A 25,060-nucleotide genomic window follows, 5' to 3' on the forward strand; every position below is an offset into this window, starting at 1 on the left:
GGTTTTTTCCCGATTTGCCACATCTGGCAGTACGGAAGCTTGGTCGGAGGTGCTGGGAATTCCTTGTAAATCGAGGACAGCGGCCCGGCAATTCATGCTAACGTCGCGGTCAGTCGGCGCCCGAAGGCCTCTCTGACCTCGCGTCGAGCACCTGGAGCCCCGTGTTTCCGGTGCCATTCACACGACCCCCACGAGCTTGTCGACCCCTGGCACTTCGCCGGGGCGGACCCGCTCCCACAGCGGAAGGAAACCCCGGTGTCTGGATACCACGGTACGTTCGGCGCCAGCGGCGCCAGTACCGCCGTGTGTCCGGAACCACTCCGCCGGGCCCTGCTGCTCGCGGGGTTGCTCACCGGGATCCTGTTCACCATGTGGTTGGTCTCCGCCGCTCCCGCGCACGCCGGAGAGGTATCGGTCAGCGAACCCTCCCTTCCCGGCGGCACCGCCGTCACGGAGGGGGCCGGAACGCTCGGCGACTCGATCGGCGGAGCGGTCAGCACCGTAGGGGAGCAGGCGGTCCGCACGGTGGTGGACGACGCCCCGGAGGTCGCGCGGTCGGTCGAGGCCGAGGCGGCCGAACCCGTCCAGCAGGTCCGTGACACGGTCCGGGAAACCCCGCTGCCGCACACCGAGCGCCTGCCCGAGGAACTCGCTCCCGTTGCCGAGCCGGACGCCGAACCGGCCGTGGATGAAGAGAGCACCTCAACTGAGGTCCGTGGGGACCAGGAAGAGCCGGTGGAGGACGAGGGGTCCGAGGTCGGAGAACGGCCCGCCCCCGAAATCCTCACCGAGGCACAGGACCAGGCCTCGACCGTCTCCTCGGAAAACGACCAGGGGGATCGCGGCGGCGACGAAGGCGTCGACGTCGACACCCCCAAGTCCGAGAACGTTCCCACCCCTGTGGCGAGCGGTAACGCCTCCGCCACCGGCAGTACCGCGACCGCCCCGGCCGTCGCCGGTTTCCTGCCCGCCACCGGTGCTCCGGCACCGGCCCCCGGCCTGTTCGAGGCCGCCCGGCACGTCCTGCGCTCGGCACCCGCCGACGACGCCGACGAGCCGATCTTCTCCCCGGACTAGCGGACCACCCCACCGGACCCGCGCCCGCGCACCACGCCCCGAGCGAGATGCGGCGCACGCGACCGGCTGGCACGCCTTCCCAGCCCTACGCGACCGGTTTTTCGGCACGCCTTCCCAGGCGCAGGCCTGGGGGTTGACGTGAGCCGCGCACTTCGTCCGCGAGGTTCACGTCAGCCGGTGGTCCGCCAGACCGACCGACTGGATCCGGCCCGAACCGAGCCCGCCCCCACCAGGGGCGTACAGGTTCACCGACCGGAGAGCTCGTCCGAACAAGCCACTATCAGGGCCGTTTCCCCTGGCCAGGGAGATGGGCCGCCCCGCGGCGGGGCACGACACCCGCCCCGCCGCACCCCGAACCGAACACACGCACATCCCGGAAGGACTCTCATGTTCCACACCACCCGCACCTCCGCCCGGACCATGCTGGTGGCCGCCGGCACCGCCGGATTCGTCGCTCTCGGCGCTGGTATCGCGGGGGCCGACACGCTCGGCGGTGCCACGGACGGCCTCCCCCTGGGCGACCTGGGTGGCCAGGCCCCGACCCTGCTGACCGAAGGCGTCACCTCGCCCGTCGGGGACCTGGCCAAGGTCGAGCCCGGTGAGATCTCCGCCGAGCCCGACCTGCAGCACCACTCCGGGCCCGCTGACGCCACTGACACCGTCGGCACGGTCGTCGGAGACGGCGTGTCCGCTGAGACCCCCATCGAAGCCGATGAGGACAACGCCACCACTGTCGGCCCGCTCGACCTCGACGAGACCGCCGAGACACTGCCGCTCAGCGCCGGCTCCGTCGACCCGGTGTCCGACCTGTTGGGCGGGCTGGGCCTGCTCGACGGGCTGGGTCTGGACAGCGGTCAGACGCTGCCGATGAGCGACTCCGACCTCTCCCTCGGCCTGGACGAGACCGCTTCCGTCGTCGACGACACCGCCACCGAACTGGGCGGCCGCGTCGACAGCGGGGTCCACGAGTCCAACCCCCACCTGGTGGAGCTGGACGAGATCGACCTCGACCAGCTCAGCGGAACCGTCCCGATGAGCGACCCCGTGGGGATCGACACGGGTGAGAACGCGGACCTCACGGGCGGGCTGACGACTCTGCTGCCCCAGGACGTCGACGAGACCCTGCCGATGAGCGGTGCCGACGAGCCCGATGTCGAAGGCGCGGTCGAGGACGTCACGGACGGGGCTGAGGAGCTGGGCCTGCCCCCGGCACTCGACGAGACCCTGCCGATGTCCGCCGTCGAGACCGACGTGCTGGACGGCGCCGTCGACACCCCCGGCGGTGACCTGGTCGGCGTCGACGGTCTGCCCGAGCTGGGCGAGCCGGAGGTCGACACCGACCAGCTGCCCCTCGCGGACGAGCTCCCGGTGGACGACGCCCCGCTGCTGGGCGACGAGGACCTGCTGAGCGACGCCCCGCTGTTGGACGACGAGGACCTGCTGGTTCTCTAACCAAGAACGTGCGCCCACCGGTCGTGGTGGGCGCACCCGGCCTCGGGCGGTGAGCGGGACCACCCCGCTGACCGAGGCGCCAGGGGGAACTGTGGGGGTTTCCCGGCGCGTACCGGCGGGAGGGACGCGTCCCCGCCGCCCGAGGCACCCTCCCTCCCCTCCGGCCGAGACGACACCCCTGGGCCGGAGGCGGGGAGGCGCATGAGCGGAACGGACGACGGGAGGCCCTCGCCGCGGCGAGGGCCTCCCGTGTGCTCTGGCCCGGAGGCCTCAGAGGCCGTGCTCCGGTGCGGTGCCTACTCGTCGTCCTCGTCAGTACCGAAGCCGAGGCCGTCGTCGCACGGGTTGGACGTGGCGTCCCGGCCCTCGCCCGCGCGTGCGGAGGGATTGGCATCGACGTCCCCGGCCCCGTCCGCGTCCTCCGCCAACCCCTCCACGTCCGCGGGGGTCGGCGCGTCCGTCGGCGGCTCCTGGGGGGTGGAGGAGTCGTCCGCGGCGAGCAGCTCGGGCGGCTGCCGGTTCTCGCGTACCGCATCGAACAGTTCGGCGGCGTCCTCCTCGTTCCACATGACCCGGTTGGGGTCGTACGGCGCCGGATACCAAGGCACGGTGTGGAACTCGATGTCGGACAGGTCCGCGTCGGCCATCGTGACCGCGAGGGACACCATGCGGTCCAGGGTCAGTTCGCGGTCGGTGGCGCTGTGCTGGGCCACGGCCTGCAGGACGCCGTTCAGCTTGCTCGGACTGGTGAGGACGTCGCTGCTGGTCGCCTGGTCGGCGAGGGCTGCGAGGAACATCTGCTGCCGGTCGATGCGGCCGATGTCACCGCCGTCTCCGATCTCGTATCTGGCACGGACGAAGGACAGGGCCTGTTCGCCGTCGAGGGTCTGCTGGCCCTCATCGAGGTCGAGGTTGGCGCGGTCGTCCTCCATCGGCTCCGGAATGCACATCTCCACGCCGCCGATGGCGTCCACGACGTCTCGGAAGCTCGCGAAGCTCAGGTGGACGAAGTGGTCGACCCGGATGTCGGTGAGGGTCTCGACGGTCTTGAGCACGCAGGGCGGTCCGCCGTGGTACAGCGCGGAGTTGATCATGCCGAAGTAGCCGTAGGTGCCGTCGGTCTGGCCGTAGGCGTCGCACTCCGGGAGCTGCACCAGCGAGTCACGCGGGAAACTGACCACCGAGACCCGGTTGTCCGGTGAGATGTGCGCGAGCATCAGGGAGTCGGAGCGCTCGCCCTCGAACTCCTCCGTGTAGGCGGGGCTGTCCTCCTCATAGCCGTCCGACCCGATGAAGAGGACGTTGACCGCGTCGTTGATCTTCTCCGGCCGCTCCTCCTCGGCGAGCAGGGAGTCGATGTCGTGCTGCACCATGCCGGAGCGCAGGAAGTGGTAGTACCCGTACGCGGTGGCGGCTCCGGCGCACATGATCAGCGCCAGGCTGGCGGCGACCCACAGGACCACCCTGCGCTTGCGCCGCTTGCGCTTGGTCCGCACGGCCGCTCCGGTCCCGGTGCCGCCTATCCCCTGTTCTTCGGTGTCACCGGCCTTCTCAGCGTCCCGCGGTTTCTCGGTGTCACCCGACGCCTGAGCGCTCTCGGCCACCTCCGTGTCCTCTGATGCCTGGATGTCCTCGGTGTTCTCGACGTCCTCGGTCTCTTGGGCGGACCCGTCGGCTGGACTTCGAGCCGGTTCGCCGGTCGGCGCTCCCTCGGCCTCGGAACCTGTTCCCGCGCCCCCGGACGTCTCTACCGGTTGGTCCGTGTCGATGACGACGGTGTCGGGCTCCCCCGGGCTCTCCGGGTGTTCCGGGCTCTCTGGGCCTTCCGGGATCTCCAGGTCTTCCGGGCTCTCTGGCTCGGGGCGGTCCGGTGTCTCGTCTTGGGCGTGGTCCTCGCCGGAGTCGGCGGAGTTCTCGTCAGCGGGCATCGTGACAATCTCGGTGAGTTCGGACGGCTGGGCGTACCAACGGCCGGACACCGACCCGTGCGGGCCACGCGTCCGTGTCCAGGGGAGGGCGGAGGTCGCGCGGGGGATGCGCGCGGGCGGTCCGGAATCCTGACCGGAAAGTCACCGAGGGGGCTTGCCGCATTCGTGGGGAAGGCGGGGGCAGCGGCGTACAGGGGTTGCCGAAGACACCGGAACCTGCGCGTAGCAGCGATCCTAGGTGAAGTTCTCGCCGAGTGCGCGCTCGGGTTGTCCATGCGCGCGGTTCCTGACCACAATTGCGCCGCACAATTCCTTCGCCGGGTGCCAGACTGCTAAGGCTTTCGTGCCCGACTTTCTCATCTGTGTCCACAAGAATCACTTCTGACCCGCCGCTGAAACGCGGGTTCTCAGTGCTGGCGCGGGATCTGGTGCAAAAATCCAGCGTTGTCGCCTCTTCTCGGGATCAGTCGTCCCAGAAGGCGCTCTCCTTCGTGGGCTCTTCGGTTGCGGTGCCGGTGGTGCGGCCGCCGCTTTTGCCCGACGGCTTCGGGGCGGGCTTGGCGGCCTTGGTGGACTTGCGGGTGGTGGAGCCGGTGCCCTTGCCGGTGCCGGTGTGGCGGGGGCGCTGGGTGACCGAACTCTTCTCTATCGGTGCGCTGGGCTTCGGGGCCTCGCCGGAGTGGATGCTCAGGGCCTCGCCCTCCACGCTCAGCATCTTGCGCATCACGGAGGGAACCTCGGGCAGGCGCTCCGAGCGCAGGTGCGCACCGAGGATGTCGAGGGCGTGGTCGCACAGGAGCCGCTTGGCGGTGTCGGCGTTGATCCCGCTCAGCTGCTGGACCTCGGGGAGATCGTGTTCGCGCAGCAGGCGGATGACACCGGCGAGGCGCTCACGGGTCTTGCGGTCGGTCATCGACATGACCGTGATCTCCGCGTCGCGCAGGAAGTCGGAGGTCTCGCCGTCGCCGTCGCGTTCCGCTATGAAGACGCTGGTGAGGTTGCGTGCGGAGCTGCGGTTCGTGGAGCGCAGCTCGGCGCGGCGGATCTGCGCGGCGTGGAGGGCGGTGACGGCAGCGCTGGTGACGAGGCTGATACCGGCGCCCAGCAACAGGGCGAACACGATGGAGGTGTCGAGGTTTAGCACGGGAGACCTTTCCGGGCGGTGGACCGCACGGCTCTTGGCCACGGGGTGACGGGGGTGCGGGGTTACGGGGGGCGGTACTCGGGTGCGTGACTATTCGGCAGTTCGGTACTTGTTGTCAAGTGTCATGACAATCAGGGCGCTCGCGGAAACGGCGCCATCGCAGGTCAGTGCGGATCGAGGGTATTGTCGACACTTCGCCCTTATGTACCGCTTGCCCGCCCCCGGGGCCGATAAACGCTCCCGTTCCTGTGGGCCGTGGCCTCCCCCGGCCATGCGGACCACCGGGCCCGGCCGCTCCACCCGGCCGCCCAGCGCTCACCGTGGCCCGCGTGACCCTCGGCTCCGCGGCACTAGGGCATGTTCAGCGGACACATACCCTGCTGCGCGTCGCCCCAGCGGCACTTGCACTGCGCATCTCTCAGTCGACAGCCAAACCCGGGCTGACTCCTTCTTCGGCCTTGTGCCAGCACCACTGGATACGCCGCTCGCGACGGGCAGCATCCCCCGAACACGCCCTAGCCAGCCAGGATCTTGTTCACGGCTTCCGGTGACATGATCTCCTCACTGACCATAGCCGCGCAGCCGCGTACGCCGGCGTCGTCCCACAGGGTGCTCGAAACGATCCGCAGCTGGCGGGTGGCCAGGGCGGTGCACTGCTGGAAGATCACCTCGCGCACCCCCGCCACCAGGTGGTCGTAGGCCTCGGACAGGTCGCCGCCGAGCACGATCACTTCCGGATTGAGCAGGTTGACGGCGCCCGCCAGGGCCTCACCCAGCCGGCGTCCGGCCCCGCGCACCAGTGTTACCGCCACCGGGTCGCCCTCCTTGGCCAGCGCCACCAGCTCCTTGAGCCCCGAGACCTCCCGGCCTTGTTCAGCGGCGCTCATCAGCAGACGGCGACCGCCCACCACGGCTTCCAGACAGTCCGTGTTGCCGCACCGGCACGGCAGTCCGCCCCCTTCGCGCACGGGGGTGTGGCCGAGCTCGCCGGCCGCGCCGAGCGCGCCGCGCAGCAGGTTGCCGCCGGAGACCAGCCCGGCGCCGATCCCGGTGGAGACCTTCACGAACACCATGTCGTCGGTGTGCCCGTGCCCGCCGGCGATGTGCTCGCCCAGCGCCATCACGTTCACGTCGTTGTCGACCGTCACGGGGGCTGGGAAGCGCTCGGCGATCATCGGGGCCAGGGCCACACCCGCCCACTTGCCGAGGAAGGGGCGGTCCTCGGCCCGCCCGGTGTGGAACTCCACCGTGCCCGGCAGGCCGATGCCCACGCCCCGGGCGTCCTCCGGTGAACGGCCCAGTTCGGCGACCTGATCGGCCCAGGTGTCCAGCAGCCAGGGAACCGTGGCGTCGGGGCCCTGCTCCATGTCGGGGGATCCGGGGGTGCGCAGGAGTACCCGCCCGTCGAGGTCGCACACGGCGGCCTGACTGCGGGCCATGCCGAGGGCCCCGGTGAGGATCAGTCCGGAGGACGCGTTGAACTCCAGGAGTGTGGGCGGCCGCCCGCCGCTGGAGACTGCCCGGGTTCCCTCGGTCACCAGACCGTGGTTCATCAGCTCGGTGACCCGCAGGGCGACTGATGGGCGGGAGAGCCCCGTCGTGCGGGCGATCTCCGACCTGTTGGTGGCGCTGCCGGTGCGGATCATCGCCAGGATGTGGCCGCTGGTGGCTGTGGAGGACAAGCGTCCGGGGGTTCTGGCCATGCCTCATTGAACCATTCACTCAGCTGGGCGCCTCGAAGGCCGTTCACTTATGTAAATTAATGTTCTGAAGTGTGCTTGGATTTTTACCATAGCGCGATTAAGGTCGAAACAGAGCAGTATGACCCCCCGGTCAACGGCCCGGAGCCCAGGACCGCTGTGTTCCAGGACCGCTGTGTCCCATGTGCGTGCAGCGCCGTCCGCCCGTCCTCGGCCGCCCCCGTCGCGCATCACCTCTTCCACTCCGCAGGAGCGAACCGAATGCCGCAGCAGCCCGCGCCCCGCCCCACCGATCTGGTGGTCTTCGGCGGTACCGGTGACCTGTCCATGCGTAAACTCCTCCCCTCCCTCTACCTCCTGGACCGCGACGGCCACCTGGACGGGGGCACCAGGGTGATCACGGTCTCCAGGGACGGGCTCACCGACGCCGACCTGAGGGACAAGACGGACTCCGCCGTCCGCGGCCACCGCGCCGTCCAGGTCGCCGAGCCAGAGGTCATGCGCCGCTTCCTGGGCCGCCTCAGTCACGTGACCGTGGACGTCGGCGGGGACACGGGCGGCTGGGACGACCTCGCCGCCGCGCTCACCCCCGGCCGCGACCGCGTCTTCTACCTCGCGGTGCCGCCGATGATCTCCGGCGCCATCTGCCAAGGACTCCAGGAGGCCGGGCTGGTCACCCCGGAGTCCCGCGTTGTCATGGAGAAGCCCCTCGGGCGGGACCTGGAATCCGCCAAGGCGATCAACGACGAGGTCGGTGCGGTCTTCGACGAGTCGCGCACCTACCGGATCGACCACTACCTGGGGAAGGAGACCGTGCAGAACCTGCTCGTCCTGCGGTTCGCCAACGTCTTCCTCGAACCCCTGTGGAACTCCCGGTGGATCGACCACGTGCAGATCACCGCGGCCGAGACCGTGGGCGTGGGCGGTCGTCGGGGCTACTACGACACCTCGGGGGCCATGCGCGATATGGTCCAGAACCACCTGCTGCAGCTGCTCTGCCTCACCGCCATGGAGCCCCCGGCCAGCTATGACCGCGAGGCCGTCCGGGACGAGAAGCTCAAGGTCCTCCAGTCCCTGCGCCCCATCACGGACAACCGCATCACGGAACAGACCGTGCGCGGCCAGTACACCCGTGGATCGGTCCAAGGCGACGAGGTCGACGGCTACCTGGACGAGGCGGGCGGTTCGGAGACGAGCACCACCGAGACGTTCGTGGCCCTGCGCGCCGAGGTCGCCAACTGGCGGTGGGCCGGGGTCCCCTTCTACCTGCGCACCGGCAAGCGCATGTCGCACGCCCGTTCCGAGATCGTCATCCGCTTCCGCGACGTCCCGCACACCATCTTCCCCGGCACCGGGTCGGTCTCCGGCTCGGGCAGCCTCGTCATCCGGCTCCAGCCGGACGAGGGCATACACCTCACCATGCTGACCAAGACCCCCGGAGCCGGAGCGCTGCGGTTGCGTCCGGTCCCGCTGGAACTGAGCTTCGCCGACACGTTCGCCACCCGCTCACCCGAGGCCTACGAGCGGCTGCTGATGGACGTGTTGGCCGGGGACTCCACCCTCTTCATGCGCCGCGACGAGGTCGAGGCCGCGTGGCGCTGGGTGGACCCGATCATCGAGGCCTGGAACGGCCTCAGCACCGCACCGGAGGCCTATACCGCCGGTAGCGCCGGCCCCGCTGGCGCACACCGGCTCATCGGCCGAACCGGCCGCACGTGGCACGAAGAGGAGCAGCCATGACCGCGCACACCCCCAGCAACCCGGCCGACGGCACACCGGGAACCAGCGCTCCGGACACCGGTACCCCCGGCAGCGGAACCCCGGATGCAAGGAACTCCGGTGGCAGCACCCACCCCGTCGTCGCCGAGGTCACCCGTCGACTGGCCGAACGCAGCGCCGAGACCCGATCCGCCTACCTCTCCCGCATCCGCGAGGCGGTGGGGGAGGGTCCGACCCGGACCGCCCTGGGCTGCGCCAATCTCGCACACGGCTTCGCCGCCTGCGGGGTGGGCGACAAGCTCTCCCTGGCCGGTGACGTCACACCCAACCTGGCGATCGTCTCGGCCTATAACGACATGCTCTCCGCCCACCAACCGCTGGACACCTACCCGGCGGTGATCAAGAAGGCGGTCTCCGAGGCTGGCGGCGTCGCGCAGTTCGCGGGCGGCGTGCCCGCCATGTGCGACGGCATCACCCAAGGCCGGGCCGGCATGGAGCTTTCCCTGTTCAGCCGGGACGTTATCGCGATGGCCTCCGCCGTGGCCCTGTCCCACGACATGTTCGACGGCGCCCTCATGCTCGGCGTGTGCGACAAGATCGTGCCCGGGCTGCTGATCGGCGCGCTCTCCTTCGGCCACCTGCCCGTGGCGTTCGTGCCCGCCGGCCCCATGCACTCCGGCCTGCCCAACAAGGAGAAGGCGCGTGTCCGCCAGGAGTTCGCGCAGGGCAAGGTGGACCGCCGCGAGCTGCTCCAGGCCGAGTCCGAGTCCTACCACTCGCCCGGCACCTGCACCTTCTACGGCACCGCCAACTCCAACCAGATGCTCATGGAGGTCATGGGCCTGCACCTGCCCGGCGCCAGCTTCGAACAGCCCGGTACCCCGCTGCGCGAGGCCCTGACCGAGGAGGCGGGACGGCGCGTCCTCGGGCAGACCGCCCTCACCGAGCACCACACCCCGGTCGGAGAGCAGGTCGACGAGAAGGCGATCGTCAACGCGGTGGTCGCCCTGCTGGCCACCGGCGGCTCCAGCAACCACACGCTGCACCTCGTCGCCATCGCCCGAGCCGCCGGCATCCAGCTCACCTGGGACGACTTCGCCGCCCTCTCTGAAGCCGTGCCGCTGCTCACGCGCATGTACCCCAACGGGTCCGCGGACGTGAACCGGTTCCACGAGGTGGGCGGCATGGCCTACCTCATCGGCACTCTGCTCGACGCCGGACTCCTCCACGAGGACGTCAGCACCGTCGCTGGCCCCGGCCTGAACCGCTACCGCCAGGTCCCCCAGCTGGACGACGGCGTGCTGACCTGGATGGACGGCCCCGAGGAGAGCGCGGACAAGACGGTGCTGCGCGGTGTCGAGGACCCCTTCGCCCCCGACGGCGGCCTGCGCATGCTCGAGGGCAACCTCGGGCGCGCCGTGATCAAGGTGTCCGCGGTGGCGGCGGAACGGCACGTGGTGGAAGCCCCCGCCAGGGTCTTCGCCGACCAGGCCGAGCTCCAGGCCGCCTTCACCGCCGGTGAGCTGACCGGCGACTTCGTCGCGGTGGTGCGCTTCCAGGGGCCGCGCGCCAACGGCATGCCCGAGCTGCACAAGCTCACCCCGCCGCTGGCCGTCCTCCAGGACCAGGGGCAGAAGGTCGCGCTGGTGACCGACGGCCGGATGTCCGGGGCCTCGGGCAAGGTGCCCGCCGCCATCCATGTCTCGCCCGAGGCCGACGCGGGCGGGCCGCTGGCGAAGGTCCGCGACGGCGACCCCATCCGTTTGGATGCGGTCCGGGGGACACTGGAGGTCCTGGCCGACCTCGGCGGCCGCGAGGACGCCCGTCCCACGGTGGACTCCTCCACGGGTACCGGGCGCGAGCTGTTCGCCGCCCTGCGCGGGTCGGTCGGCCCGGCCGAGACCGGTGCCGGAGTCTTCGGCGCGTAGCGCCGTTCTCCGGATGCCCGAGCCTTTGGGGGCGCCACCGACCGCCACGCGTCGGCGGCGCCCCCGACATCACCCCGTACCGACCCGCACAGCACCGACCCCCGCAGAACCGACCTTTTGGAGACAGTCATGACGACGATCCCCCGTACCGGTGAGGACGTCCTCGCCCTTGCCCCGGTGATGCCCGTTGTGGTGGTCGACGACGTCGAGCACGCCGTGCCGATCGCCCGCGCCCTGGTGGCGGGCGGCCTGCCGGGCATCGAGGTGACCCTGCGGACGCCCGGGGCCCTGTCCGCGATCGAACGCGTCGCCGCGGAGGTGCCCGAGGCCGTGGTGGGCGCGGGAACCGTCGTCGACCGCGAGCAGGCGGCCGCGGCGGCCAAGGCGGGGGCGCGCTTCCTGGTCAGCCCCGGGTGCACGCCCGACCTGGCCCGGGCGATGGCCGACACCGGTCTGCCGTCCCTGCCGGGGGTGGCCACGGTGTCCGAGGCGATGGCTCTGCTGGAGCTGGGCATGACCGAGCTCAAGTTCTTCCCCGCGGAGGCGTCGGGCGGGGCGAAGTTCCTGAAGTCCCTCACCGGTCCGCTGCCGCAGCTCCGGTTCTGCCCGACCGGGGGGATCACCGCCGAGTCCGCCGCGGACTACCTCGCCCTTTCGAACGTGGGCTGTGTCGGCGGCAGCTGGTTGACCCCGGCCGCCCTGGTCGCCGAGGGCCGCTGGGACGAGATCACCGAGCTCTCCAGGCAGGCAGCGGCCCTGCGTCCCTGATCCGCGTGCCCGACCCTGTTCCGGGCGGGATTACCCCTGGAAACTTATCGTAATAATATGTAGTATTCCGCATATTAATACGGGAGGTTTTCTCATGCTCATCCATCCCTGGGACGCCGCGGTCAGCGACGAGGAGTGGCGGGGGTGGATCGCCCAGGGCAGGGACTTCGGACAGCTCGCCGTCAACGGGGCCGACGGAGGACCGCCCGTCGTCGTACCCACCCACGCCGCCCCGGTGCCCGACGCCCTCCTCGTCCACCTGGCCCGCCCGAACCCGGTGTGGCGGGCGCTCGGAGAAGGCGATCCGGTCACCTTCACCGTGATCGACGACTACGCCTTCATCCCGGGCACTTGGCGGGCCAAACCCGGCACCGACCCGCGCGACGGGGTCCCCACCAGCTACTACTCGGCGGTGCGGTTCACCTGCCGGGCCGAGATCCTCGACGAACCCCGGGCCAAAGCCGATCTGCTCGCGCGGCAGCTCGCCCACTTCCAGCCCGACGGCGACCACGCCGAAGTCACCCCCGACGGCCCGCCGTACGGCCGCATGCTCTCCGGGATCCGCGGCCTGGTCCTGCACGTGGAGGAGGCCGCCGCCAAGTTCAAGTACGACGACCAGCACGAACTGGCTCAGCGGGAGCGGATCGCGGACAGCCTCACCGGTCGGGGCGGAAGCGACACCGGGGCCGCGGAGCAGCAGAGGCGACGGATCAGGGAGCGGGGCGTTTGGCAGCGGCCCTGACCGCGGACGTCACGCCCTCGGCGATCCGTTCGGCCGTCCGGTCCGTGTCCGGGGCACGGCGGGCGGCCCAGAGCTTGCGGTGGGCGTCGTTCAGCGCCGCCCGGGTGGAGCGCACAGCCTGCGCCACCTCCTGCACGGCGCTCTCCAGCTGGTTCAGGGACGCGCCCACCTCGGCGACACGCAGCTCGAGGGTGAGCCAGGCGGGCTTCTCCGAGCTCATGTCCAAGCGTTCCATCTGCTCCCGCAGCAGGACCGCCACCGGCACGAGCGGACGGGTCCCCTCGGACTCCTGCGCCTGTGCCTCGATCCGCCCCGCGTGCTCGATGCCGGAGCGCTGGTACCCCGGCAGCGTCCGGCTGAGCTCCCGGACCCGGTCCCGCCGCTCGGCCGGGGCGGCGAAGGCCTCTTCGGCCCGTTCCTGAGCTACCTCGGCGGCCTCCGCCGCAGCCTCGCCCCCGTGCACGTCGGCGCTGTTCAACTCGGCCGCCAGGACGTCCAGGTGCCGTTCCGCGGCGGTCAGCTCGGATGCGCCCGCCGCCATGCGCGCGCCCATGTCCTGCCCGATCTCGTGGGCGAAGTCCGCGACCAAGGTGCGGTGGACCGCCCCCGCCTCGTCGCGTTGCCGGTGCAGGCGCTCGAGCGCCCCCCTCAGGACGGCCTCGCGTTCGGAGAGGGCCTCCCACCGCTGTTCCAGGGTGCGCAGCGCCGCCTTGGCGCCGGACAGGTCCCCGAGCAGTGTGGTGAGCGGTTCCTCGCTCGCCACGAGTCGCCGCCCGTCGACCAGAGACCGGATCTCCCTGAGGCGTTCGGCGGCGTCGGAGAGCACCGTGAGCTCTCCGTGCACGACGAACCCCCGCTCCTCCCCGGCGGCGCCCGCAGCCTCCACCTCGCCCATGAGGCGCTCCGCGTCCTGCACTCGCGTGGGCAAGCGACCCGTCCGGGCGATCACCGCCGCCAGACGGGCCTCCTCCGCTTGGAGCCGCGGGAGGAAATCCCCGACGGCCTCCGCCAACTCCCGCCAGGACTCCTCCCGCTCCCGCAGATCGCGCCGGCTGTGGCTGTGGCCGTGCTCGGAGAGTTCCTTGGTGAGTTCCGCGTGCCGGCTCGCGAGCTCCTCGGCCTCGCGCAGTACCTCGTCGTCCCCGATGATCTCGGCGGCCTCCTCGGCGACGTGCCCGCCGCGGATGAGCACCAGGTCGCGTTCCAGGGACTCGAGCAGGCGGAGCAACCGCATACCGGGCTCCTCGAAACGCCCGCGGACCTCGTCGATCTCCGCGATGAGCGCACGGCGCTGCCGCGCGTGACGGGCGTAGAAGCGCCAGCAGAAGAAGGCGGCGACGGCACAGAGAAGGAAGGTGAAGAACATCCGCGACAGCTCCCGGGGTAGGTCTGCCTGTTGGGGCGCGCCAGCCGCCCGAAAAGTTCCAGGTTACCCGTCCGGTTCGGCGCCCGAGGCGGTGGAGCGGGCGTCTACCAGGACCTGCACGCCGTCGAGGACCCGGTCCAGGCCGAACGCAAACTCGTGTTCGGGGTCGTAGACGGCTTGGTGTGCTTGGCCGACGGCGGTACCCACACGGGAGGCGGTCGGGTACTGCGTGCTGTCCACCAGGGCGGCCAGCAGCGGGTCGTAGGTGCGCCACCACTCCTCGTCGTCCATGCCGGACTCGCGCGCCACCTGGTCGGCGCCCAAGGTCGCTCGGACCGTGCTCTCCACGTAACCGTTGACCAGGCTGACCGTCGAGTCCATCTCGACCTCGGTCAGGCCGAGCCCGTCCACGGCCGAGAGCTCGTGTTCGTACTTGGCGATGAGGTTCGGCCCGAGGAGGCGTACCGTGACGGTCTGGAGCATCCACGGGTGGCGGATGTACAGCTCCCGGTTGCCGTGGGCGATCCGCCGGAGCCGTTCCCGCCAGGTGCCGGAGCGGTCGCCGGTGTCCAGGTCGGTGTAGGCGGCGTCCACCATCAGGTCGATGAGCTCGCCCTTGCCTGGGACGTAGGTGTAGAGCGACATCGTGCCCACGTCCAGTGCTTCGGCCACTTTGCGCATCGAGAGTGCGGTGAGCCCTTCGGAGTCGGCCAGCTCGGTGGCGGCCCGCACGATCCGGTCGACGCTCAGACCGGGTTTGCCCCGGCGGCGGCTCGAGGGTTCCTGGGTGCGCCACAGCAGGGCCAGGCTGCGCGCGGGGTCGCCGCTCTTGTTGGGTTGCGGGGGCATCGGACCGTCCTGGTACTGGGGCCGTAGGGCGTACGGGCCAGTGTACGCCCGGGGAACGCCGCTCCCACACGCGATCCGTGACCGGGCCGACGAGGGCCGGCCCGCCGGGCGCGCCGCGTGCGGGAGCGTGCGGGGCAGAGGTCAGCCGCTGAGGTTCCGGTACCGGTGCACAGACAGGGGCGCGAACACCGCGACCAGCAGCAACGGCCAGACCACCGCCATGAGCAGGGCGTTCTGCGTGATCCAGCTGTCACCGGTCACTGCCGGGTTGCCGAACAGCTCACGTGCTGCCGCCACGGTGGACGACATCGGGTTCCAATCGGCGACCGTGCCCAGCCACACCGGCATGGTCGCGGTGGCCACGAACGCGTTGGACAGGAACCCGATCGGGAACTCCAGGGTCTGGATGACGGCGATGCCGCCCTGGCCGCGCATGAGCAGGCCCACATAGATCCCGAGCCACACCAGGGCGAACCGCAGCAGGAGCAGCAGCCCGAACCCGGCCAGGGCAGCGGCGGCGCCGCCGTGCCACTGCCAGCCGACGAGCATCCCGAAGCCGATCAGGATGACCAGTGTGATCGTGGAGCGGAGCATATCGGCCAGGCAGCGGCCCACGACCACGGCCGAGGAGGCCATGGGCATCGAACGGAACCGGTCGGTGACCCCTCGGCTGGAGTCCGTGGTCACGGCGGTGACGGTCTCACCGAGGCCGAACACCATGACCATCGCGAACATGCCGGGCATGAGGTACTCGGTGTAGTCCCCGCCGCCGGGTACCGACAAGGCACCGCCGAGCAGGTAGACGAACATCAGCACCATGAGGACCGGGAAGAGCAGCCCGAAGAGCAGTTCCCAGGGCTGACGCAGCCAGTGGGTGACATCGCGCCGGGCGACGGTCCAGCCGTCGGCGGCGGCCCAGCCCAGGCGGGCCAAGGGGCCGGAGACGGCGGATGGCGCAGGGGCGGGCGGGACGGTGCCGGTCGTGTCGGTGGGGTGTTGGACGTCGTTCATCGGCCTGCCTCCGTCTTGGTCGCTCGGGACTGGTCGGTAGCGGTTGGCTGGTCCGTGCCGGTGGACTGGTCGCCGCCGGTGAGGTGCAGGAAGGCCTCGTCGAGGGTCGGCTGGCGCAGGACGACGTCCGCCACGGCTACACGGCGGTCGTCCAGGGCGCGCACGGCTCGGGTCAGGGCGGCCGCGCGGTCGTCGACCTCGGCGCTGAGCAGGCGTTCCTTCCTCTCGATCCGAACGCTGTGGCCGGTGGCCCGCTCCACCAGGGCGGCGGCCTCGTCCAGGGAGTGCTCGTCGCGCAGGACCACGTCGATCCGGTCACCGCCCATCCGGCCCTTGAGCTCCGAGGGTGTGCCCTCTGCGATCACCCGGCCGGTGTCGATCACCGAGGCGCGGTCGGCCAGCTGGTCGGCCTCCTCCAGGTACTGGGTGGTGAGCAGGACGGTGGTGCCCCCGCTGACCAGACCGCGCACCGCGGACCAGACCTCGTCGCGGCCCCGCGGGTCGAGGCCGACCGTGGGCTCGTCGAGGAACATGACGGGCGGGCTGAGGATCATCCCGGCGGCCAGGTCGAGCCTGCGGCGCATTCCGCCGGAGTAGGTGCTGACCGGCCGCTTGCCGGTGTCGGTCAGGCCGAAGCGCTCCAGGAGTTCGTCGGCCCTGCGGGCGGCCGCGCGGCCGCCCAGGTGGTACAGGCGGCCGAAGAGCTCCAGGTTCTGGCGGCCGCTGAGGATCTCGTCGACGGCGGCGTGCTGGCCGACCAGCCCGATCCGGTAGCGGACCTGGGGCCCCTGGGCGGCCACGTCGTGCCCGGCGACCTCGGCCGTGCCTTCGTGGGGTCGGAGCAGGGTCGTGAGTACGCGGACCGCCGTCGACTTCCCGGCCCCGTTGGGTCCGAGCAGGCCGTGGACGCTTCCCCGGCCGACCTCCAGGTCGAACCCGCGCAGGGCCCACTTGTCCTTGAACCTCCTGCCGAGCCCCCGTGCGCTCACCGCTGTCGGCGAGTGCGCCGGTGTCCGTGTCGGTGTGGATGTTGCCCGTGCCATAGGGGTCCTCCCGGTTCGTACTACGTACAGTACAGCGTACGAACAAGGGAACGCGCGGCCCGGGGTGATGATTCCTTATGGCATAAAGTTTTCTGGGATTTCTTGTCTGGGCAGGTCAGGGGATCGGTCGCCAAGGGCGATGGGAGTGCCCCAGCCCTTGTTTCGGGGGGTGGGCACGGTGCCCCCGGGATGTCCGGGGCGCCGCACCGAGCACCTGCCGCGGCCAGCCGGGTGTCCGCAGGTGCCCGCCGGGCCCGCCGGGGGTGTTCAGCCTTCGGGTCGGAACTCCGCCGCGTTCTCCTCGGCCCACTGGGCGAGGGTTCGGGCGGGGCGGCCGGTAACGCGCTGGACGGTGTCCTGGACCCGGCTGCCCTCCTCTGGCGGGTTGGTGGCCAGCATCACGGCGAAGTCCACGTATTCCTCGTCGTAGCCCTGGGCGCGCATGTGCTGGGCCGTCTCCTCCAGAGTGAGCTGTACCGGGGTGACCTCGTGGCCGGTCGCGGTGGACAACTGCCGGGCCTGGCCAGCGGGGGTGAGCGCTTCCGGGCCGGTGATGAGGTACGTCTGGCCGCCATGGCCGTCTTCGGTGAGGGCGGTGACCGCCACCGCGGCGATGTCGGCCTCGTGCACCATGGCGCTCGGGTGGTCGCCCGCCGACCTCAGTACGCCTTCGGTACGGACCTCCTCGGAGTGGTCGCGGAGGTTGGCCATGAACTCGACCGGGCTGAGGAAGGTCCAGGTGAGGTCGCTTGCGCGCAGTGCCTCCTGGACACCGCCATCGTAGAAATCGGACAGTACCGTCACCCGTCGCACGCCAGCTGCCTCGGCCAGCTCGACCAGACGCGGACCGGTCTCCAGCGGGGCGAAGTCGTCGCCGCCGAAGGTGATGAGGTGCAGCCCGAACGTGTCCTTCAGGTGGGGCAGGAGTGATTCGGGGTCGGTGAGGTCGCCGCGGACCGCTTCCGCCCCCTCGGGCACGTTCCCCTGAGCGAGGGCCCGTGCCGGGTCCCGGGTGAGGGCGCGTACGGGATGCCCCGCGTCCACGAGTTGACGGACGATTTCGCTCCCGACGGTGCCGGTCGCCCCGGTGACGAGATAGGTCATGGCCCTGCCCTTCGTAGGTTGTACAGTACAGTGTACGGGAAGGTTCGATTCGTCGTGGAGAGTTCTCAGGCGGGCTTGGCGGGGCAGCCCGTCAGGTGGTCCTCGACCAGCCCGGTGGCCTGCAGGTACGAGTAGACGATCGTGCTCCCGACGAAGTTGAATCCCCTCCGCTTGAGATCGCGGCTCAGCCGGTCCGAGAGCTCGGTGGTGACGGGCACCTGCCCGGGTTCGTTCCAGCGGCCGACCACCGGTGTTCCGTCCACCCACTCCCACAGGTACGCATCGAAGCTCCCGAAGGCCTCGCGTACCCTCAGGAAGGCCTGGGCGTTGCGCACCGCAGAGGCGATCTTGAGCCGGTTGCGGATGAGCCCCGGGTCGGCGAGCAACCGCTCCGTTTCGGTCTGCCCGTAGGAGGCGATCCGCTCGACGTCGAAGCCGTCCAGGGCCCGCCGGTAGTTCTCGCGTTTGTTCAACACCGTGGACCAGGACAGACCTGCCTGGGCGCCCTCGAGGACGAGCATCTCGAACAGGTAGTGGTCGTCGTGTGAAGGGCGCCCCCATTCCGTGTCGTGGTAGGCGGCCATCAGCTCGGAGGTGTTCCGGGCCCAGGCGCAGCGGGAGTCGTCGGTATCGGTCACAGGGCGCTCCTCGGCGGGGTTGTGCGGACGGGAGCAGCCATCGTCCCGGTTCCCTCGGACAGTTCGCCGGATCGGCGGCGGACGCAGTGCGCCACGGCGCGGCTCACGGTCGCCGAGCGGATGGTGCCCTTCGGGGCGCGCGACCAGCGCAAGCGCACCCACCCGAGTTTGGGCAGCTTCACCTGCCCCCATGTGCGGCCCAAGCGCTGGACGGTGATGCGGGGCCCGTCGGGGAAGCGGAAGGAGGGCTTCCAATATTGCTTGGCGCGGAAGTTGACGTCGAAGGTGTCGTGCTGGGCGCAGGCCCGGTCCAGGTCCTTCAGGGTCTGCTGCAGGATGTGCGCGGGGCGACCTTGAGCCAGGTCTCCTCGGTCTTGGCCTGGGCCAGCTGCCCAGCTTGGAGGTGGTAGCCGCAGTAGAGAGTGGCATAGCCGCGCTTCCACCGGTCCATGATGTGGCGGCGCTGGGCCAGAGCGGTGTTCCACACCGCCCGACAGATCGCGCCGTACTCGGCACACTGGCCAGCCTGGGCGTCAGTGAGCGCCAGCCGGTACCGGAAACCCGTCAGCACAGCACACACCTCCCCCTCGATCCTGGACAGGACCGCAGCGGGAGGGTGTGACAATTCCCGGCCGGGCGGCCATCCCCGCCCTGAAAGGACGGGGCCTGCACCGCCGAAGAACCAGATCACTCCAGGCCGCGCGCACGGTGGGCCGCAGCGCGGTCATCGCCCGGGCCGACTTCCGCCAGGTGTTCGCCCGCGCCCGCTTGGGCAGCGGTGCGCTGGACTGACCCCGTCCCCGCCGAAGAAGTGGTCCCCCGAAACCACGAGAGAGGTACTCATGGCCACACCGTCTCCCACTCCCAACCCCGCCCCCGATACCGCCACCGGACTCGGTTTCGGGCTGCACCACGTCCAGATCTCCATGCCCCCGGGTGAAGAGGACGCCGGCCGGGCCTTCTACGTGGACGTCCTCGGCTTCGTCGAGATCCCCAAGCCCCCGGTCCTGGCCGCGCGCGGTGGCTTGTGGGTGCGTGCCGACTCCGTGGAGATCCACCTGGGTGTGGAGAAGGACTTCGTTCCGCAGCGCAAGGCCCACCCGGGCATCCTCGTCCGAGAGCTCGACGTCCTCGCCGAGCGCGTGACCGCCGCCGGGTACGAGATCATCTGGGACGAGAACTTCCCGGGTTACCGCCGGTTCCACACCCACGACAACAACGGAAACCGGCTGGAGTTCCTCACCCCCGCGTGACCACAGGCCGGGCGTCCCTCAGCCGGTGCCGTGCCAGGAGCTCCACAGGGCGGCGTAGGCCCCGCGGGCCGCGATCAGCTCCTCGTGCGAACCCAGCTCGCTGATGCGCCCGTCCTCCACCACGGCCACGCGGTCGGCGTCGTGCGCGGTGTGCAGGCGGTGCGCGATCGCGATCACGGTCCGCCCCTCCAGCACCGCGGCCAGAGACCGCTCCGCCTGCCGCGCGGTTCTCGGGTCCAACAGTGAGGTGGCCTCGTCCAGCACCACCGTGTGCGGGTCCAACAGCACCACGCGGGCGAGCGCCACCTGTTGTGCCCGGGACGGGTCCAGGGCCTCCCCGCCCGACCCGACCCGGGTGTCCAGCCCTTCGGGCAGTTCTCGGGCCCAGCCGGCGCCCACCGTGCCCAGGGCGGCGAGCAGCCGTGCGTCGTCGGCATCCGAGGCGGCGATCGCCAGGTTCTCCCGCAGAGTCCCGGTGAACACGTGGTGTTCCTGGTTGACCAGCACGATCCGCTCGCGCAGTACCTCGGGGGAGAGTTCCGCGACGGGGACCCCGCCCAGCAGCACCCGGCCGGAACCGGGGACGTCCGCACCGGACAGCAGGCGGCCGATCGTGGTCTTGCCCGCGCCGGACGGACCCACCACCGCGAGCCGTTCGCCGGGCCGCACGCTGAGGTCGATGCCGAGCAGCACGTCGTGGCCGGGCACGTAGGCGTAGCGGACGCCGGACAGCTCGATCCGGTCGTCCTCGGGGGCCCGGGCGGTGTCCGAGGACTCCTCCGGCAGCTGCTGCACGCCCCGCAGCCGGGCGAAGGAGGCCCCGGCGCGCTGGAGCTCCTCGATCCTCTGGGTGATGCTCAGCATGGGGTCCACCAGCTGCTGGACGTACAGCAGGCAGGTCACCAGGACCCCGAGGCTGATCCCGCCGTTCAGGTACATCAGGCCGCCCACCAGCAGGCCCAGGGAGGTGGGCAGTACGAGGACGGACTCGCTGATCGGGAACAGGACCGACCGCAGCCGCAGGGTGCCCCGGCGCGACCGGTAGAGGCCGCCCACGTCCCGGTCGGTCACATCCCGGCGGTCCTCCTGGATACCGAGGCCCTCCACGGTGCGGCCGCCCTCGGCAGTGGCGGTGGCGCCCTCCAGAGCGGTCGAGAGCGCGGCCCCCTCCGCCAGGTAGGCCTCCCGGGACCGCCTCAGGTACCAGCGCAGGGCGGGCCACACCAGGGGTACCCCGATGAGGGCGCACAGCCCCAGCACCGGGTTCAGCCAGGTGATGGCGACCAACAGCACCAGGATCTGGAGGAGGGCCACGCTGATGTCGGGCAGTGCCCCGCGCAGGCTGGTGCCGACCGTTCCCACGTCAGCGGAGACGCGTGTGGTGAGGTCGCCGGTGCCCGAGCGCTCCACCACCCGGGTGGGGAGGGAGAGCACCCGGCCGACGAAGTCCTCGCGGAGCCGCCGCAGGACGTGCTCGCCGAAGCGGTGGATGGCGCGGTGGGCGTAGCGGGTCAGGAGGAGCTGCGCGCAGGCCGCCACCACCACGCCGGCGGCCAGCAGGTCCACCGTGCTGAGTGCGGCGGTGCCGTCCTCCACCATGTTGATGATCCGGCCCAGAAGGTAGGGGCCGACCAGCCCGGCGCTGGTCGCCAAGCAGGTCAGCAGGATCAGCCGGACCACCCGGCCGCGCTCTTCGCGCAGCAGGCGGGCGGTGTCGCGGCGTACCTGGAGCCGGTCGGCGACGGGTAGGCGTTCGCTCATGCCGGAGCGCCCTCCTCCTCGGCGCCGCGGAAGACCAGCGCTCGGTAGTCGGTCCGGGAAGTGAGCAGTTCACCGTGGGTGCCGACCGCCGCGACCTCCCCGTCCGCGAGGAAGACCACCCGGTCCACCCGGTCCAGCAGGAGGGGAGACGTGCCCACGACCACGGTGGTGCGCCCGTACCGCGCCTCGTGCAGACGCTCGGCGACGGTGGACTCGGTGTGCGCGTCCACCGCGGAGGTGGGTTCGACCAACAGCAGGACCTCGGGCTCGGCGAGCAGAGCCCTGGCCAGCCGGACCCGCTGGCGCTGGCCGCCGGACAGGTTGCGGCCCTGCGGTTCCACCGCCGAGTCCAGGCCGTCCGGCATCGCCGTGACGACGTCGGCGGCCCCGGAGGTGTGGAGCGCGGTATGGAGTTCGGTGTCGGTGTGCGTCCCGTGCGGATTCAGGACCTCGCGCAGGGAACCGGCGAACAGGTAGGCCTCGTTGTCGGAGACCAGGATCCGGTCGCGGACCTCGGCGAGTTCCACGTCCCGCAGCGGGACCCCGCCCCAGCGGGCCTCCGAGTCCGTGTAGCGGCCCAACCGGTCCACGACCGCGGTGGTGTCAGCGGCGCGGGCGGCGACGAGCGCGGTGGTCCGGCCCGCGGGCACGGTCACCCCTGAGGCCGGTTCGGTCAGCCCCGAACCCTCCGCTGGGCCGGGGCGGTCCGCGCCGCTGCCGGTGAGCGGGGGTTCGAGGGTGAGTAGTCTGAGCACCCGCCGCACGGAGACCAAGCCCTGGACCAGGGTGCTGACCCCCTCGATGAGGAAGAACACCGGGAGGATGAGGACCGCCACGTAGGCGTAGACGGCGACGGCCTCGCCGACGGTGATCTGCCCGGTCACGGCGAGGCGGGCGGACACCCACGTGACCGCACCGAGGAAGACCACGGGCAGGCAGGAGCTCACCGCTTGGAACCAGCTGGTGGTCTCGCTGACCCGGTATCCCTGCCTCAGCAGGTCCTCGGAACGGTTCGCGTAGCGGTCCGCGAAGTGCGCCTTGCCGCCGATCCCGCACAGGACCCGCAGCCCGGACACGATGTCCGCGGCCAGGGCCGTGGTCCGCCCCTGGTGCTCGCGGTAGGTCCGTTGACGGCCGTGCAACCGGCCGATCAGGGGTCCGACGACGACCGCCAGAACCGGGATGCCGAGCACGACGATGGCGCCGAGGAGCGGGGAGATGGTGAAGAGCAGGACCGAGACCCCGGCGTAGGCGATGACCGCGCCGAACCCGGGTCCGGTCATCGTGAGGATATGGCTGATCAGGAGAACGTCGGCGGCCTGGACGGTGGAGAGTTCCCCGGAGCTGACCCGGCGGGACAGGGCCGCGCCCAGCAGTGTGGAGTGCCGGGTGACCGCGCGCATGGTCCGGTGTGCGGCGTCCATGCGGACCATGGACATCGTCCGGTGCCGCAGGATCGACACCGCCGCGGTGAGTACGGCCACGAGAGCGGTGACCCCGGCCCAGTAGTACAGGGAGCGGGTGTCCTCCGCGCGCAGCCCGTCGTCGATGGCGCGGGAGAGCACGTAGGGCGGGACCATCAGACCGGCCATCCACAGGGTGCCGTAGAAGGATCCGCGCAGGACGCGCCAGGGCTGGGACGCGATCAGCCACCACACGAAGCGGAACGGACCGCGCAGGTCGGGGGTGCCGACGGGGGGAAGGGCCGACCGCGGGAGGGCACGGGTTCCCCAAGGGCCGGGGACACCGGAGTTCTCCGCCAATCGCCACCTCCGCGCGTCGTCGCCCCTCATCTCACCACGGGACGCTTCGGGCCGGTAGGTGTACGCCGTTCCCCAACCTCCGCGGGGGACTCAGGCAACAAAAGTGATTCCGGTGATTTTAAGGAGCAAAGGGAACGGAGTTCCTATAACGCCTGCGTCACGAATGATTCGTGCGGTCATATATCGCGGGAAATCGCGCATCATGAGTCGTTGAGCCGAAAGTCAGGAGAGGTGACGACTGATGTCCGACACGGGCGGCAGGGATCCGAAACGAGCCTTGTTGCTGGGGGTGGCGGGCGTGGTGGTCATCGCCCTCGTGGCGACCACCGTCGCCTTGTGGGACCGGTTCACCTGCGGAGGGCCGGGTAGCGGGGTTCGCGAGGTCGACGGCCAGTGCGTCGGCGTGACCGAGGGATCCCACGTCTTCCACGAGGACTTCACCGACATCCAGGAGCTCATCGCCGAGGAGAACGCCCGCGTCGACGACCTGTCCGACGACGACACACCGGTGGTCCGCGTCGCCTTCCTCGGGACCCTCACCTTCGACAGCGTCAGCCCCATGGACCCCGAACGGATGCGCCGTTCCCTCGAGGGCGCCTACACGGCCGTGATGCGGGCCAATCACACCCGCTCCTTCGCGGACATGACCCCGCAGATCCAGCTGGTGCTGGCCAACACGGGCGGCCAGCAGAACCAGTGGGAACCCGTCGTCGACGACCTCGTCGACATGTCCGAGGACGACGACCGGCCGCTGGTCGCCGTCACCGGTATGGGGGTGAGCATCGACTCCACCCGCGACGTCGCGGACCGCCTGAACGAGCACGAAATCCCCATGGTCTCCTCGGCGCTCACCGCCGACGGCCTGGCCCACGGCCCCGGCGGCCTGGACGATGAAGGGACCGACGAGGAACCCGCCCTGCCCGGGGTGATCCGGGTGGCCCCGAGCAACACCGAGTACGTCAAGGCGCTCGACGCCTACCTCGAAGGCCTGCCCGACCCGGTCCGCGCCCTCGTCGTCCACGACCGGACCGAACCCGACCTCTTCGTCTCCACACTGAACGAGGCCTACCAGGAACAGCTCGGCGACCACATCGACGCACCCACCCAGCAGTACGACGGGACCACCGTCGGCGACGCCCCGGCGAGCGGGCTGTTCCACGACGTGACCCAGAACGTGTGCAACTCCGAAGTCGACACCATCTTCTTCGCCGGGCGCGCCCCCGACCTCGACGAGTTCCTGGCGGCACTCGCCCAGAACAACTGCTGGGCCGACGAGCTGCGCATCCTGTTCAGCGTCACCGGGCTGAGCGTGCTCAACGACGAGGAGACCATGGCGCTGGTGGAGGAGAACGACATCTCCCTCGTGTACGCGTCCGCGATCGACACCCGCTGGGAGACCGCCGAGGCGGAGGCGGACGCCGTGCCGGACGGCTACCAGGACTTCCGTGACGCCTACCTGCAGTACATCCCCGAAGGGGAGCCCTCCGGGCTCAGCAACGGCTACGCACTGGTCAACCACGACGCCGTGGCGGTCGCCGCGCACGCCGTGCGGATGACCAACGTGATGGGGGAGCAGGCGGCCACACCCACGCCCGCCGAGGTCCGTGCGCGGCTGATGCTGCTCAACACCGCCCACGACGTCAGGGCCGGCGGGGGACAGCTCTCCTACAGCCCGGAGGGGGACGGTGAGGCCACCGGCCGCACCGTCCCCATCGTCGAACTCCCCCTTGCCGACGAACTGGAGCCGGAGCCGGGCCCGCACGTGGTCGGGGACTGAATCCACGGGGAACGGCACGGTGTCCGCGGGGTCGGCC

At 70.7% G+C, this 25,060-nt stretch carries 22 protein-coding genes; 9 read left to right on the forward strand and 13 right to left on the reverse strand.

All coding sequences use genetic code 11. The annotated features are described in order from the left end of the window. The first annotated feature begins 255 nt into the window (after positions 1–255). Entirely contained in the window at positions 256–1,077 is an 822-nt protein-coding gene (locus ACYVD1_RS22930) for a hypothetical protein (RefSeq protein ID WP_460776489.1), read from the forward strand. A 387-nt stretch (positions 1,078–1,464) separates the two neighbouring features. Continuing rightward, positions 1,465–2,529 (forward strand): hypothetical protein, encoded by a 1,065-nt coding sequence (locus tag ACYVD1_RS22935; protein WP_460776492.1) that lies wholly within the window; start codon positions 1,465–1,467, stop codon positions 2,527–2,529. Positions 2,530–2,825: 296 nt separating this feature from the next. Here ACYVD1_RS22935 and ACYVD1_RS22940 read toward each other — a convergent pair whose 3' ends face one another. From ACYVD1_RS22940 to ACYVD1_RS22950, 3 genes are all read right to left on the reverse strand, one after another. Further along, on the reverse strand, positions 2,826–4,457 hold the full coding sequence (locus ACYVD1_RS22940) for an LCP family protein (RefSeq protein ID WP_460776496.1): 1,632 nt from the start codon (positions 4,455–4,457) through the stop codon (positions 2,826–2,828). 463 nt (positions 4,458–4,920) lie between these two features. Then, positions 4,921–5,601 carry a hypothetical protein gene (locus tag ACYVD1_RS22945; protein WP_460776499.1) on the reverse strand — a complete coding sequence of 227 codons (681 nt, stop codon included), beginning with the start codon at positions 5,599–5,601 and terminating at the stop codon, positions 4,921–4,923. Between the two features lie 515 nt (positions 5,602–6,116). After that, positions 6,117–7,304, reverse strand: a complete 1,188-nt coding sequence (locus ACYVD1_RS22950; RefSeq protein WP_460776502.1) for an ROK family protein — start codon at positions 7,302–7,304, stop codon at positions 6,117–6,119. 258 nt (positions 7,305–7,562) lie between these two features. On the opposite strand from ACYVD1_RS22950, the gene zwf reads away from it, so the two are divergent. The 4 genes from zwf to ACYVD1_RS22970 all read left to right on the forward strand — a co-directional run bounded on the left by zwf (position 7,563) and on the right by ACYVD1_RS22970 (position 12,458). Then, positions 7,563–9,041 carry a glucose-6-phosphate dehydrogenase gene (gene zwf, locus ACYVD1_RS22955; protein WP_460776504.1) on the forward strand — a complete coding sequence of 493 codons (1,479 nt, stop codon included), beginning with the start codon at positions 7,563–7,565 and terminating at the stop codon, positions 9,039–9,041. Continuing rightward, on the forward strand, positions 9,038–10,948 hold the full coding sequence (edd, locus tag ACYVD1_RS22960) for a phosphogluconate dehydratase (protein WP_460776506.1): 1,911 nt from the start codon (positions 9,038–9,040) through the stop codon (positions 10,946–10,948). The genes zwf and edd overlap by 4 nt, the downstream gene beginning before the upstream one ends. A 129-nt stretch (positions 10,949–11,077) precedes the next feature. Beyond that, positions 11,078–11,716 (forward strand): bifunctional 4-hydroxy-2-oxoglutarate aldolase/2-dehydro-3-deoxy-phosphogluconate aldolase, encoded by a 639-nt coding sequence (eda, locus tag ACYVD1_RS22965; RefSeq protein WP_460776509.1) that lies wholly within the window; start codon positions 11,078–11,080, stop codon positions 11,714–11,716. A gap of 94 nt (positions 11,717–11,810) precedes the next feature. Next, a complete protein-coding gene (locus ACYVD1_RS22970; protein WP_460776512.1) occupies positions 11,811–12,458 on the forward strand; it encodes an FMN-binding negative transcriptional regulator in 648 nt (215 codons plus the stop codon). Here ACYVD1_RS22970 and ACYVD1_RS22975 read toward each other — a convergent pair. From ACYVD1_RS22975 to ACYVD1_RS23010, 8 genes are all read right to left on the reverse strand, one after another. After that, positions 12,427–13,824 carry a coiled-coil domain-containing protein gene (locus ACYVD1_RS22975; protein ID WP_460776516.1) on the reverse strand — a complete coding sequence of 466 codons (1,398 nt, stop codon included), beginning with the start codon at positions 13,822–13,824 and terminating at the stop codon, positions 12,427–12,429. The two genes, ACYVD1_RS22970 and ACYVD1_RS22975, sit on opposite strands and share 32 nt — an antisense overlap. Positions 13,825–13,887: 63 nt before the next feature. Further along, positions 13,888–14,673, reverse strand: a complete 786-nt coding sequence (locus ACYVD1_RS22980; RefSeq protein WP_460776517.1) for a TetR/AcrR family transcriptional regulator — start codon at positions 14,671–14,673, stop codon at positions 13,888–13,890. 141 nt (positions 14,674–14,814) lie between these two features. After that, positions 14,815–15,684: an ABC transporter permease gene (locus tag ACYVD1_RS22985; RefSeq protein ID WP_460776520.1), complete on the reverse strand. Its 870-nt coding sequence runs from the start codon at positions 15,682–15,684 to the stop codon at positions 14,815–14,817. Next, positions 15,681–16,727 carry an ATP-binding cassette domain-containing protein gene (locus ACYVD1_RS22990; RefSeq protein ID WP_460776523.1) on the reverse strand — a complete coding sequence of 349 codons (1,047 nt, stop codon included), beginning with the start codon at positions 16,725–16,727 and terminating at the stop codon, positions 15,681–15,683. Before ACYVD1_RS22990 ends, ACYVD1_RS22985 begins: the two co-directional genes overlap by 4 nt. Positions 16,728–16,994: 267 nt before the next feature. Beyond that, positions 16,995–17,831, reverse strand: a complete 837-nt coding sequence (locus tag ACYVD1_RS22995; RefSeq protein WP_460776526.1) for an NAD(P)H-binding protein — start codon at positions 17,829–17,831, stop codon at positions 16,995–16,997. 65 nt (positions 17,832–17,896) lie between these two features. Beyond that, positions 17,897–18,469: a DNA-3-methyladenine glycosylase I gene (locus ACYVD1_RS23000; protein WP_460776529.1), complete on the reverse strand. Its 573-nt coding sequence runs from the start codon at positions 18,467–18,469 to the stop codon at positions 17,897–17,899. Then, positions 18,466–18,672, reverse strand: a complete 207-nt coding sequence (locus ACYVD1_RS23005) for a hypothetical protein (protein ID WP_460776531.1) — start codon at positions 18,670–18,672, stop codon at positions 18,466–18,468. Before ACYVD1_RS23005 ends, ACYVD1_RS23000 begins: the two co-directional genes overlap by 4 nt. A gap of 116 nt (positions 18,673–18,788) precedes the next feature. Beyond that, entirely contained in the window at positions 18,789–19,040 is a 252-nt protein-coding gene (locus ACYVD1_RS23010) for a helix-turn-helix domain-containing protein (RefSeq protein ID WP_460776534.1), read from the reverse strand. A gap of 47 nt (positions 19,041–19,087) precedes the next feature. On the opposite strand from ACYVD1_RS23010, the gene ACYVD1_RS23015 reads away from it, so the two are divergent. After that, positions 19,088–19,261, forward strand: coding sequence for a hypothetical protein (locus tag ACYVD1_RS23015; protein WP_460776537.1), 174 nt, complete (start codon positions 19,088–19,090; stop codon positions 19,259–19,261). 50 nt (positions 19,262–19,311) lie between these two features. Then, positions 19,312–19,722, forward strand: coding sequence for a VOC family protein (locus tag ACYVD1_RS23020; protein WP_460776540.1), 411 nt, complete (start codon positions 19,312–19,314; stop codon positions 19,720–19,722). An 18-nt stretch (positions 19,723–19,740) separates the two neighbouring features. Here ACYVD1_RS23020 and ACYVD1_RS23025 read toward each other — a convergent pair whose 3' ends face one another. Then, positions 19,741–21,483, reverse strand: a complete 1,743-nt coding sequence (locus ACYVD1_RS23025; RefSeq protein ID WP_460776543.1) for an ABC transporter ATP-binding protein — start codon at positions 21,481–21,483, stop codon at positions 19,741–19,743. Next, positions 21,480–23,246: an ABC transporter ATP-binding protein gene (locus ACYVD1_RS23030; RefSeq protein ID WP_460776546.1), complete on the reverse strand. Its 1,767-nt coding sequence runs from the start codon at positions 23,244–23,246 to the stop codon at positions 21,480–21,482. Before ACYVD1_RS23030 ends, ACYVD1_RS23025 begins: the two co-directional genes overlap by 4 nt. A gap of 241 nt (positions 23,247–23,487) precedes the next feature. Here ACYVD1_RS23030 and ACYVD1_RS23035 point away from each other — a divergent pair, with 241 nt between their 5' ends. Then, the gene (locus ACYVD1_RS23035; protein WP_460776549.1) at positions 23,488–25,023 is read left to right on the forward strand and encodes an ABC transporter substrate-binding protein; all 1,536 of its coding nucleotides are present in this window, start codon (positions 23,488–23,490) and stop codon (positions 25,021–25,023) included. Positions 25,024–25,060: the final 37 nt, after the last annotated feature.

The sequence above is a fragment of the Nocardiopsis nanhaiensis genome (genome assembly GCF_054778635.1).